Annotated in this window: 7 protein-coding genes, 1 pseudogene and 1 riboswitch; of the genes and pseudogenes, 7 read left to right on the top strand and 1 reads right to left on the bottom strand. The window is 65.6% G+C overall.

Features of this window, described 5'->3' with window-relative positions; translation table 11 throughout:
• Nucleotides 1–65 precede the first annotated feature (65 nt).
• The 4 genes and pseudogenes from sucC to ACYVGK_RS05075 form a co-directional block, all read left to right on the top strand.
• Nucleotides 66–1232, top strand: coding sequence for an ADP-forming succinate--CoA ligase subunit beta (sucC, locus tag ACYVGK_RS05060; RefSeq protein ID WP_460732145.1), 1167 nt, complete (start codon nucleotides 66–68; stop codon nucleotides 1230–1232).
• 14 nt (nucleotides 1233–1246) lie between these two features.
• Entirely contained in the window at nucleotides 1247–2122 is an 876-nt protein-coding gene (gene sucD, locus ACYVGK_RS05065) for a succinate--CoA ligase subunit alpha (protein ID WP_460732146.1), read from the top strand.
• A gap of 217 nt (nucleotides 2123–2339) precedes the next feature.
• Entirely contained in the window at nucleotides 2340–6005 is a 3666-nt protein-coding gene (locus tag ACYVGK_RS05070) for an autotransporter domain-containing protein (protein WP_460732147.1), read from the top strand.
• Nucleotides 6006–6077: 72 nt separating this feature from the next.
• Nucleotides 6078–6302 (top strand): annotated as a pseudogene (locus tag ACYVGK_RS05075) (DNA topoisomerase IB); the annotation flags it as partial.
• On the opposite strand, the gene ACYVGK_RS05080 reads toward ACYVGK_RS05075, so the two are convergent.
• Nucleotides 6301–7011: an adenosylcobinamide amidohydrolase gene (locus ACYVGK_RS05080; protein ID WP_460732148.1), complete on the bottom strand. Its 711-nt coding sequence runs from the start codon at nucleotides 7009–7011 to the stop codon at nucleotides 6301–6303. The pseudogene ACYVGK_RS05075 and the gene ACYVGK_RS05080 overlap by 2 nt on opposite strands.
• Before the next feature lie 141 nt (nucleotides 7012–7152).
• Nucleotides 7153–7392: riboswitch (cobalamin riboswitch) on the top strand.
• 343 nt (nucleotides 7393–7735) lie between these two features.
• On the opposite strand from ACYVGK_RS05080, the gene ACYVGK_RS05085 reads away from it, so the two are divergent.
• The 3 genes from ACYVGK_RS05085 (at nucleotide 7736) to ACYVGK_RS05095 (ending at nucleotide 11799) form a co-directional block, all read left to right on the top strand.
• Nucleotides 7736–10060: a ribonucleoside-diphosphate reductase subunit alpha gene (locus ACYVGK_RS05085; protein ID WP_460732449.1), complete on the top strand. Its 2325-nt coding sequence runs from the start codon at nucleotides 7736–7738 to the stop codon at nucleotides 10058–10060.
• A 343-nt stretch (nucleotides 10061–10403) separates the two neighbouring features.
• A complete protein-coding gene (locus ACYVGK_RS05090) occupies nucleotides 10404–11411 on the top strand; it encodes a ribonucleotide-diphosphate reductase subunit beta (protein ID WP_460732149.1) in 1008 nt (335 codons plus the stop codon).
• Nucleotides 11401–11799 carry an acyl-CoA thioesterase gene (locus ACYVGK_RS05095; RefSeq protein WP_460732150.1) on the top strand — a complete coding sequence of 133 codons (399 nt, stop codon included), beginning with the start codon at nucleotides 11401–11403 and terminating at the stop codon, nucleotides 11797–11799. The genes ACYVGK_RS05090 and ACYVGK_RS05095 overlap by 11 nt, the downstream gene beginning before the upstream one ends.
• The last annotated feature ends 82 nt before the right edge of the window (nucleotides 11800–11881 follow it).

Consider the following 11881-nt stretch of genomic DNA (forward strand, 5'->3'; position numbering starts at 1 on the left):
CGGCCCCGCGCGGCGGCCGATGGCCGTGATCCCGGCGCGGGCTCTTTCTTTCCCCTCGGTGACGCATGAATTTCCACGAATACCAGGCAAAGCAGCTCTTTGCCGACTACGGCATTGCGGTGCCGGCCGGGCGCGTAGCGCGCACGCCGGAAGAAGCGGTCGATGCCGCCAAGGCCATCGGTGGCGACTTCTGGGTGGTCAAGGCCCAGATCCACGCGGGCGGCCGCGGCAAGGCCGGCGGCGTGAAGCTGTCCAAGACCCTGGATGAAGTGCGCGAGTACGCCAAGGGCATGCTCGGCACCAAGATGGCCACCTACCAGACTGCCGGCGTGGAACTGCCCGTCGACAGCGTGCTGGTCACCCAGGCCACCGACATCGCCAAGGAACTGTACCTGTCGGTGCTGGTCGACCGCAGCACCCAGTCCGTCACCTTCATCGCCTCCGCCGAAGGCGGCATGGACATCGAGCAGGTTGCGCACGAGAAGCCTGAAGCGATCCACACGCTGCACGTGAACTACGTGCAGGGCCTGCAGGCCTACCAGTGCCGCGACCTCGGTTTCGCCATGGGCCTCAACGCCAAGCAGGTCGGTCAGCTGACCAAGATCATGCTGGGCCTGTTCAAGCTGTTCCATGAAAAGGACCTGGCCCTGGTTGAGCTCAACCCGCTCGCCATCATGACCAGCGGCGACCTCGCCGTGCTCGACGGCAAGATCAACTCCGACGACAACGCGACCTTCCGCCACGCCGAACTGGCCGCGATGCGCGACATCCGCCAGGAAGACGAGACCGAGGTCAAGGCCAGCCAGCACGACCTCAACTACGTCACCATGGACGGCAACATCGGCTGCATGGTCAATGGCGCCGGTCTGGCCATGGCCACGATGGACGTGATCTCGCTCAACGGCGGTTCGCCGGCCAACTTCCTCGACGTCGGCGGCGGCGCCACCAAGGAACGCGTGACCGAAGCCTTCAAGCTGATCCTGTCGAGCGACAAGGTGAAGGCGATCTTCGTCAACATCTTCGGCGGCATCGTCCGCTGCGACATGATCGCCGACGGCATCATCGCCGCGGTGAAGGAAGTCGATGTCAAGGTTCCCGTCATCGTCCGCCTCGAAGGCACGAACGTGGAAGCCGGCAAGGAGCTGCTGAAGAACTCCGGCCTGGCCATCACCCCGGCCGACGACATCAACGACGGCGCGAAGAAGGCCGTTGCGGCCGTCGCTGGCAAGTAAGGAATAACGATCCCATGAGCGTTTTGATCAACAAGAACACCAAGGTGATCGTGCAGGGCTTCACCGGCTCGCAGGGTACCTTCCACGCCGAGCAGATGCTCGACTACGGCACCAAGGTCGTCGGTGGCGTGACCCCGGGCAAGGGCGGCACGCAGCACCTGGGCCTGCCTGTCTTCAACACCGTGGCTGAAGCCGTCGCCGAAACCGGCGCCGACGCCTCCGTCATCTACGTGCCGCCGCCGTTCGCGGCCGACGCGATCCTCGAAGCCGCCGATGCCGGCATCAAGGTCATCGTGTGCATCACCGAGGGCATTCCGGTCCTCGACATGCTGCGCGTGAAGAACACCCTCAACGGCTACGACGACGTCGTGCTGGTCGGTCCGAACTGCCCCGGCGTGATCACTCCGGGCGAGTGCAAGATCGGCATCATGCCGGGCCACATCCACAAGCCGGGCAAGATCGGCATCGTGTCGCGCTCCGGCACGCTGACCTATGAAGCCGTCAAGCAGACCACCGACGTCGGCCTCGGCCAGTCGACCTGTATTGGTATTGGCGGCGACCCGATCAACGGCACCAACTTCATCGACGCGCTGAAGTGGTTCCAGGACGACCCGCAGACCGAAGGCATCATCATGGTCGGCGAGATCGGCGGCTCGGCTGAAGAGGAAGCGGCCGAGTTCATCAGCAAGTACGTGACCAAGCCGGTGGTCGGCTTCATCGCCGGTGCCTCGGCGCCGAAGGGCAAGCGCATGGGCCATGCCGGTGCGATCGCCTCGGGCGGTTCGGGCACGGCCGAAGGCAAGTTCGCCGCGATGGAAGCTGCAGGCGTCACCACGGTGAAGTCGCCGGGCGATCTGGGTGCGGCGATCGCCAAGCGTCTCGCCAAGTAACAGACTCGCGAGCGTCAGAAAGGCCGCCTCCGGGCGGCCTTTTTGTTTTTGCGCCCGGGCCGCCGAAATAACCGATTCGGCAAAAGGCTCGCAAACCCATCGCTCCATCTGGCACGATCTGTGACCTTGCGCACAGTGTCGGCCTCGCGGCCGGACCTTTGCCAGGTGGGGCGAGCAGCGATTCGACGCGCTCGTGGGGATCCAACAAGGGGAAAACATGAGCATTCGGAGTACGGAGCGGATCGCTCCGCGGATGGCGCGTGCGAAAAGCGGAAGCGCGATCGGGCATCGGCGCGCCTCGCCCGGCAAGTGGTTATCTGGCTGTCTGGCGTTGCTGGCGATGACGTTGTCCGCGCCCTTGCAGGCGCAGAGCTGCGCAGTCGGCGAGACGCCGGCGGCGTTCGGCTTCACCGGCGGTGAGCAGACGATGACGGTTCCGGCCGGCGTGAATTCGCTCACCGTCTACCTCAGCGGTGCGCAGGGCGGTGCCGGTCGCAGCGGCGCCGGCACGATCGGCGGCAGCCCGAATTCTCCGGGTGGTACGGGCGGCCTGGGTGGACGTGTGCGGGGCACGCTGGCGGTCACGCCGGGCGCCACGCTGTCCATCTGGGTCGGCGGACAGGCTTCACAGGCGGTCAATCCCGGCGGCATCGGCCAGGGTGTCGATGGCATCGGCGGTGGTGCCACCGATATTCGCGTCGGCGGCAACGGTATCGGCAACCGGGTCGGCATCGCCGGCGGTGGTGGCGGTGGTGGCAACGCCGGTTGGAGCACGGCCAATGTCATCGCCGGCGGCGCCGGCGGTGTGGGCGGCGGCGGCACGGGTGGTGCGGGCGCCAACGTGCCCGGCGGGCCCGGTCCGTTCGGCGGCGGCGGCGGCGCGGTCGGCACCGGTGGTGCGGGCGGCGGCGGTTGCGGCAGCTTCCCGGCCACGGCCGGCAACGCGGCCAACGGCGACGGCGGCGACTCCTTCAATTTCTCCGGTTCCTTCTCCGGCGCCGGCTTCGGTGGCGGCGGTGGTGGCGGTGCCACGGTCGGCGCGGGCGGTGGCGGTGCCGGCGTCGGTACCACCGCTTGCCAGCAGAACTGGAACGGCGGCGGCGGTGGCGGCGCGGGCGGCAGCTCGGGCGCGACCGGCCTGACGGCGGTCACGATCAACAACGGCGTGCAGGCCGGCAACGGCGCGGCGCTGATCTGTTTCGCGGCTCCGACGTTCAGCGTGGGCGGCAACGCAAGCGGTCAGACCGGCAACGTGACGCTGCAACTCGACGCCACCAATCCCACGAGCACCCAGCAGGTGGTCGTGGCGGCCGGCGCGACCAGCTTCGCGTTCGCCAGCGAGCTGCCCGCAGGGGCGAACTGGAACATCAGCGTGATCACGGCGCCCAGCGGGCAGTTGTGCAGCGTGAATCCTCCCAGCGGCACCGCCATCGCCGCGGACGCGACGGTAGCGCTGACATGCACCACGGTGACCGTGGGCATCACCCCGGCCAACCTGCCGGCCGCGACTTACAACGCTGCGTATTCGCAGACGCTGACCGCGAGCAGCGGCAATGGCGGAACAGCGCCCTACACGTTCTCGATTGCTTCCGGCGCGTTGCCAGGTGGCATGACGCTGTCCGCGGCCGGCACCCTGTCGGGCACTCCGACGGCGGCTGGCAGCTTCAACTTCACGGTTACGGCGACATCGGCCAACGGATTCGCCGGCAACCAGGCGTACACGTTCGCGGTGGGTCAGGCCGGACAAACGATCACCGGCTTTGCGGCCAATCCGACCGCGCCGGTATTCGCGCCCAACGGTACCTTCAGCGTGTCGGCAACGGGTGGGGGCTCGGGCAATCCGGTCGTGTTCGGTTCGGGCACACCGTCGGTGTGCACCGTCAGTGGCAGCACCGTGACGATGCTGTCGGCGGGTACCTGCTCACTGACCGCCGATCAGGCGGGCAACGCCAACTACACCGCCGCGCCGCAGGTCGCGTTGCAGGTCGAGATTTCCCCGGCGTCGCAGACGATCGCCAACTTCATCGCGACGCCGTCCTCGCCGGTGTATGCGCCCAACGGTACGTTCAACGTGTCGGCAACGGGTGGTCCTTCGAGCAGTCCGGTGGTGTTCGGCAGCACGACGACGTCGGTGTGTACCGTCAGCGACAATACGGTGACGATGCTGTCGGCGGGTACGTGTTCACTGACCGCCGATCAGGCGGGCGACGCAAGCTACAGCGCCGCGCCGCAAGCCGTGTTGGACGTGACCATCGCGGCCGCCACGCAGGCGATCACCGGCTTTGCCGCCAATCCCGGTGCGCCGGTGTATTCGGCCAACGGCACGTTCGCGTTGTCCGCGACCGGTGGTGCATCGGGTAACCCGGTGATCTTCGCCACCACGACGCCGACTGTGTGCTCGATTAGCGGAAACACGGCGACCATCGGCAGCATCGGCACGTGCACCGTCACCGCCAACCAGGCCGGCAGTACCAATTACAGCGCCGCACCGCAGGTGAGCCTCAACGTCACCATCGCCGCCGCGACTCCGCAGCTCGCGTGGCTCGTTCCGCTGCAGAAGACGCTCGGCGAAGCCAGCTTCAACCTTCCGCCGCCGGCCAGCAACAGCGCAGGCGCGTTCACCTACGCCAGCAGCAACCCGTCGGTGGCGACGGTGAGTGGAAGCACGGTCACCATCGTCGGCGCGGGCGCCACCACGCTCACCGCGACGCAGGCGGCAGCCGGCAACTACACGGCCGGTTCCATCACGACCACGCTCACCGTGGCAGCGCGTCCTGACCCGACGCGCGATCCCGGCGTGGTGGGCGGTCTGCAGGCACAGATCGATGCCAGCGTCCGCTTCGCGACCGCGCAGCAGTCCAACATCCGCGACCGCCTGCGCCAGCTGCGTTCGGCCAATGGCGACAATCCGTCGCACAACGGCCTGACCTTCAACATGAGTGGCGCTCGTGGTCAGAGCCTGTCGTTGCCGGTGATGGGCAATGCCCTGGACAACGGAACCGCGCCGCGGGGCTGGGGCGTGTGGACGGCCGGTGCGGTCACGATGGGCGAGCGCGACGGCAATGCTAACTCCGACGGCTTCGACTTCCGCAGCGACGGTGTCAGCGTGGGCATCGATCGCCGTGTCGGTCACGACGCTGTAGTCGGCCTGGCCGGTGGCTTCGGCTGGAACGACACCGACTTCGACGAGCATCGTTCGGATCTCGATGCCGACCAGCGTTCACTCTCCGCGTATGGCTTGTGGCGCGGAGGTGAGCACGTGTTTGTGGATGGCCTGATGGGCTGGGGTCGCCTCGACTTCGACATCGCCCGCTGGAGCGAACTGGCCGGCGCCACGGCAACCGCCAAGCGCGAAGGCGAGCAGCGCTTCGCATCGCTGAGCCTGGGCTACGAGCAGCGCAATGCACGCAGCGCCCTTACGGGCTACGGGCGCCTGGACGTAACGCGCACCACGCTGGATGCGTATCGTGAGACGGGTCTGGGCATCTACGACCTGATGTACCGCGAGCAGACGATTGAAAGCACCAGCGCTGCGTTCGGTATCGAAGGCAGCTACGCCCGGAACTGGGGCGCGCGCGCCTTCCGTCCGTTCTGGTCGATCGAATACCGCGATGCCTTGCGCAACGACGGCGACGCGGCGATCAATTACGTCGTGCAGCCGGTGGCTTCCGATTACGCGTTGGCGATGCGTACGTACAACTCGAACACCTTCGTGCTGGGTGGCGGCTTCGATGTGGAACTGGCCGCAGGCTGGCAGCTGTCGATGTTGTACCGCCGTGAGCAGGCCAGCGACCTGGACGGCGATACGTTCGCGCTGCGTCTCAGCTTCGGTGGCGCCAACGGACCACAGCAGGCAGGCCCGGCGACGACCCCGGCGCCCTGACGCGCACAACGCAGTAGCAGAAAGGGCCGCCGGATAGGCGGCCCTTTCTTTTCTGCGCATCGCGGTCGCGACAACGGTCACCTGCAAGCGACCGGTCGCGATGCGCGTGGTCGCAAGCAATATCGCCATCACGCGCGCTGGCGAAAAGTGCGCGATGCGGAGAAGTTCGATCGCATGCTGGCATTTGGGCGCGCGCTGCCACGCCTGCGACGCAGGGTGCGGGAAGACTTGAGCCGGCTGGCGATAGCCGTAGCCGTCATGGCCGATGCGCTCGTGCGCATCGGCCATGACGAGTTCAGACCGCCTTGGCGTGCGCGGCATTCCAGTGTGCGAGTCCTTGCGAGACAGCGGCATAAACGGCGGCGCCAAGCACATGGCCGACTTCGGTGTGCTTGCCCGCGTAACGTGCACCGCCGGCATGATCAGGTGCCGCCACGACGATGCAATCGGTACCGGTGCCGGAAGACGGTTCGCCACTGCGTGTGCTGGGAATATTGGCTTCGCGCACAGCCAATGCACGAGCTTCCGCGGCCAGCGCCAGGGCTTCCAGGTGCGCGTCTTCACCTAGTGGATGATCGAGCGCGCACAGCATATTGATCGTGCCAATACGCGCGGCAGTGCCGGGCAGGTCGCCGGCGCGCAGTGCGTTGCCCATGCCCACGGTGGCGATGCAGCGTGCAGTGATGTTGCCCCACTGCACGCATTCGTCCGTGTAGGTCGCCACGCTGGCGCTGGTCATCAGCCCGACCGCGTCGTCCAGTCCGCGTTCGCGCAGGCGCTCGAGCAGGAACTCGCGTGCGTCCAGGGGCGGGCGAAGGTCGCCATCGCGCACCTGTAGCCACGCCACGTCGCGGGTGCGATGACGGCCGCCACCGACGATCGCCCAGCTCAGCATCCTGTGCGGGGCCGCGAAATGCGCGGTGAGCCAGGGGCCGCTCTGATGGATCTGGATCGCTGTTTCTGGCGAGCTGTCGGGGAATGACGCGAGGGCCGGTTTGATAATCATGACGAGGCGATTGCTCTTGTTTCGCGCGAACGCGGCTGTTTCCCGGCAGGCTGCACGGAGGCGGGCAACTAGAAAAGCAGATTCTGCTTGGCTTTGGCGTATTACGGCACATTTCGTGTTGACCGATCCGCATGCCCACACTATCTTGTGGTCGTCGATGGTGTCGACCCCGCCAGGGGAAGGCTTAAAGGGAATCCGGTGAGGTCGTTGCAACGACCGATTCCGGAGCTGCCCCGCAGCGGTAACCGGTAACGACCCGCGTCAATGGCACTGGCCTTGTCCCGCAACGGGACACAGCTGGGAAGCGACGCGCAGTAGGAACGACGGGCTTGGCCCGTCCCGACCGGAAGCCCGAAAACCTGCCACGACCGGTCGCCGCGAGGCGGCTGTTTGGCCAGGCGTCTCCGCGGGGAGCGACGGTCGACTCTGCCGGGATGCGTCCTGGCCGTCGCGCCGTTTCCGATTCTTCCGCGTCGATGCCGGCTCGCCCGAGGGGGCGAGGGCCGGTTGATCGTGGGCGACTTCCAATCGCAGCGCGTGCGACCGCTTTCGCTTCCTCTCCACATCCATCCCGGAGAGGAGAGCCATGAATACCGAGACCCTGACCACTGCGCCCGAAGTCGCCGAGCGCGACAACGCCGTGCGCGAAGCGACGCCTGCCTACAGCACGAACGGTGCGGCGCAATCCAGCTTCGCCCTGACCCCGCCGCACGCCCCGGCGACCATGGCGATCACCAAGCGCGACGGCCGCAAGGAACCGGTCGACGTCAACAAGATCGTGCGCGCCGTAACGCGCTGCGGCGAGGGCCTCAATGAGATCGACCCGATGCGGGTCGCGCTCAAGACCATCGCCGGCATCTACGACGGTGCGACCACGCGCGAGCTCGACGAACTGTCGATTCGTACCGCCGCCGCGTTCACCGCCGAAGAACCGCAGTACGCGCGCCTGGCTGCGCGCCTGCTCGCCGGCTACATCGACAAGGAAGTGTCGGGCCTGGGCGTGCATTCGTTCTCGCAGTCGATCGTCATCGGCCACGAACTCGGACTGATCAACGACCGCGTGCGCGAGGTTGTCGAAACCAACGCGCGCAAGTTCAACGACGCGATCGATGCGACGCAGACCCAGCGCTTCGAATACTTCGGCCTGCGCACGCTGTACGACCGTTACCTGCTCAAGCACCCGCAGCGCCGCAGCGTGATCGAGACGCCGCAGCAGTTCTTCATGCGCATCGCGGTATCGCTGACCGAGACACCATCGGCCGCGCTGGAGCTGTACAAGCTGATGTCGTCGCTGGACTACATCCCCAGCTCGCCGACCCTGTTCAATTCCGGCACGCGCCACGAACAGCTGTCGTCGTGCTTCCTGCTGGATTCGCCGCAGGATTCGCTCACCGACATCTATGCGCGCTATGGCGATGTAGCGCAGCTGTCCAAGTTCAGCGGTGGCATCGGCCAGGCCTATACGCGCATCCGTTCGCGCGGTTCGCTGATCCGTTCCACCAACGGTCGCAGCAACGGCATCGTGCCCTGGCTGAAGACGCTCGACGCCTCGGTCGCGGCGGTGAACCAGGGCGGCAAGCGCAAGGGCGCCGCATGCATTTACCTCGAGACCTGGCACGCAGATATCGAGGAATTCCTCGAGTTGCGCGAAAACACCGGCGACGAGGCACGCCGCACGCACAACCTCAACCTGGCCAACTGGGTGCCGGACCTGTTCATGCAGCGCGTGGAAATGGATGGCGACTGGTCGCTGTTCGATCCGTACGCAGTCCCCGAATTTGTCGACCTGTGGGGTGAGAGCTTCGAGCGCGCCTACGTGCAGGCCGAGCAGCAGGGCCTGGCGGCAAAGACGATCAAGGCACGCGAGCTGTACGCCCGCATGATGAAGGTGCTGGGCGAAACCGGTAACGGCTGGATGACGTTCAAGGACGCCTCCAACCGCACCTGCAACCAGGTCGGTCCCGGCCGCACCGTGCATCTGTCGAACCTATGCACGGAAATCCTTGAAGTGACTTCCGCGGAAGAAACCGCGGTGTGCAACCTGGGTTCGGTGAACCTGGCCCAGCACCTCGTGCAGTACGACGACGGCAAGCTCGCCTTCGATTTCGACAAGCTGGGCGAAACCGTGGGTGTGGCCGTGCGCCAGCTCGATCGCGTCATTGATCTCAACTTCTATCCGATCGAGACCGCGCGTCGCTCCAACCTGCGCTGGCGTCCCGTCGGGTTGGGCGTGATGGGTTTGCAGGACGTGTTCTTCAAGCTGCGCCTGCCGTTCGATTCCAACGAAGCGTTGCAGCTGTCGACGAAGATCGCCGAGCGCATCTATCTGCACGCACTGGAGGCCTCGTGCGAGCTGGCCGAGAAGCACGGTTCGCATCCGAGCTACGCCGAGACGCGTGCGGCCGCCGGTGCGCTGCAGTTCGACTTGTGGGGCATCACGCCGACCGAAACCGCGGCGTGGGAAGCGCTCAAGCAGCGCATTGCCCAGCATGGCCTGCGCAACTCGCTGCTGATCGCGATTGCGCCGACCGCGACGATTGCCTCCATCGCCGGCTGCTACGAGTGCATCGAGCCGCAGGTGTCCAATCTGTTCAAGCGCGAGACCCTGTCGGGCGATTTCCTGCAGATCAACCGCTACCTGGTGGACGAGCTGAAGAAGCTGGGCCTGTGGACCGAGCAGACCCGCGATGCGATCAAGCTGGCCGAAGGCTCGATCCAGAACGTCCCGGGCATTCCCGATGCCCTAAAGGCCGTGTATCGCACCGCGTGGGAATTGCCGCAGAAGGCGCTGATCGATCTGGCCGCAGCGCGCGGGCCGTATCTCGACCAGTCGCAGTCGCTCAATCTGTTCATGGAGAGCCCGAATATCGGCCGGCTGTCGTCCATGTACATGTATGCGTGGAAGTCGAAGCTGAAGACGACGTATTACCTGCGCTCGCGTCCGGCTACGCGGATTGCGAAAGCGACGGTGGCAGCACCCGTGTACACCGAACAGCAGGCGATGGCGTGCTCGCTGGAAAACCCGGAGGCCTGCGAGGCCTGCCAGTAATCGCTTTGGAACGGTGGCGATTGCCAGGGATGGCCGCGCGCAGGGATGTGGTCGCCACCGCTCCATCTGTTTGTGCTTTTAGCTCCCTCTCCCTCCGGGAGAGGGTTGGGGTGAGGGTTCGGCGAAGCGGGAATCTCTAGGCCCCCATTGAATACGTCAGTTGCGCGAGATCGCTTCGCCGAACCCTCATACCCCGAGGGTACTTCCTTCGGGGCGTCCGGCGCTTCGCGCCACCTTCTCACCTCTGGACACCCTTCGGGCGCCGGAGGGAGAAGGGAACAGCAACCACCTTCTCCCGCTAGCGGGTAGAAGGACAAAAATGAGAAACCCAATGTCCGCAGTGATGCCCTCCCATCTCCTCGATCCCGGCTTTGCCCTCACCCTGCGGCCGATGCGTTACCCCGCGTTCTACGAGATGTACAAGGACGCGATCAAGAACACCTGGACCGTGGAGGAAATCGACTTCGGCATCGATCTCAATGACCTGCGCCACAAGCTCACGCCGGCCGATCGCCATCTGATCGAGCGTTTGGTCGCGTTCTTCGCCACCGGCGATTCCATTGTCGCCAACAACCTGGTGCTGAACCTGTATCAGCACATCAATGCGCCCGAAGCGCGCATGTACCTGTCGCGCCAGTTGTACGAGGAAGCGCTGCACGTACAGTTCTACCTGACCCTGCTGGATGCCTACATTCCCGATCCGGCGCGCCGTGCCGAAGCGTTCGACGCGATCGAGAACATTCCGTCGATCAAGGCCAAGGCCGAGTTCTGCTTCAAGTGGATGGATTCGGTCCAGTCGCTGCAGCGCCTGGAGACGCGCGAGCAGCGCCGGGCCTTCCTGCTGAATCTGATCTGCTTCGCCTGCTGTATCGAAGGCCTGTTCTTCTTCGCCGCGTTCGCGTACGTGTGGTTCCTGCGTTCGCGCGGCCTGCTGCCGGGCCTGGCTGCGGGTACAAACTGGGTGTTCCGCGACGAATCCGGGCACATGGCGTTTGCCTTCGAAGTGATCCGCACCGTGCGTACCGAAGATCCGGGCCTGTTCGACGCCGGCATGGAGAGCGACGTGCGCGCTATGTTGCGTGAAGCGATCGAGGTCGAGGCCGGTTTCGCTGCCGACGTGCTCTCGGGCGGGGTCAATGGCTTGTCGCCGCGCGAGATGCGCCAGTACCTGGAATACGTCGCCGATCTGCGTTTGTCCGCGCTGGGCCTCGTACCCGAATTTGGTGCGAAGAATCCGTTCCCGTTCATGGACCTGCAGGACGTTCAGGAACTCACCAATTTCTTCGAGCGGCGCGTGTCGGCATATCAGGTCGGCATCAGCGGTTCGGTCGGGTTTGACGATGCGTTCTGAAGATGTGGCCGCGTCGCGTGAGGCACGGCTGTGGGAAATCGTTTTCCCGGACGACACCAATCATCTGGGGACCCTGTTCGGCGGACGCGCCCTGGCCTGGATGGACAAGGCGGCCTTCATCGCTGCCACGCGTTATGCGCGTCGCACCGTGGTGACGGCGCGCTCCGAGCAGGTCGATTTCCATGTGCCGGTACGGCAGGGGCAGCTGGTGGAGCTGGTGGCGCGCATCGTCGAAGTCGGTCGCAGTTCCATGCAGGTCGAGGTCGAGCTGCATACCGAAGATCCGCACGCCGGCACTCGACACCTGTGCACGCGCGGCCGCTTCGTGATGATCGCGCTGGATGCGAATGGGAAGCCGGCGCCGGTGAGGGAACTCACCGGGACGTGAGGCCGCTTCAGCAGACAGCTTCGCCCCGTTCCTTGTAGAGCGGAGCTTGCTCCGCTGCCGTTGCTCTTTCCCTCAGAAGCAG

Source organism: Lysobacter tyrosinilyticus (assembly GCF_054779815.1).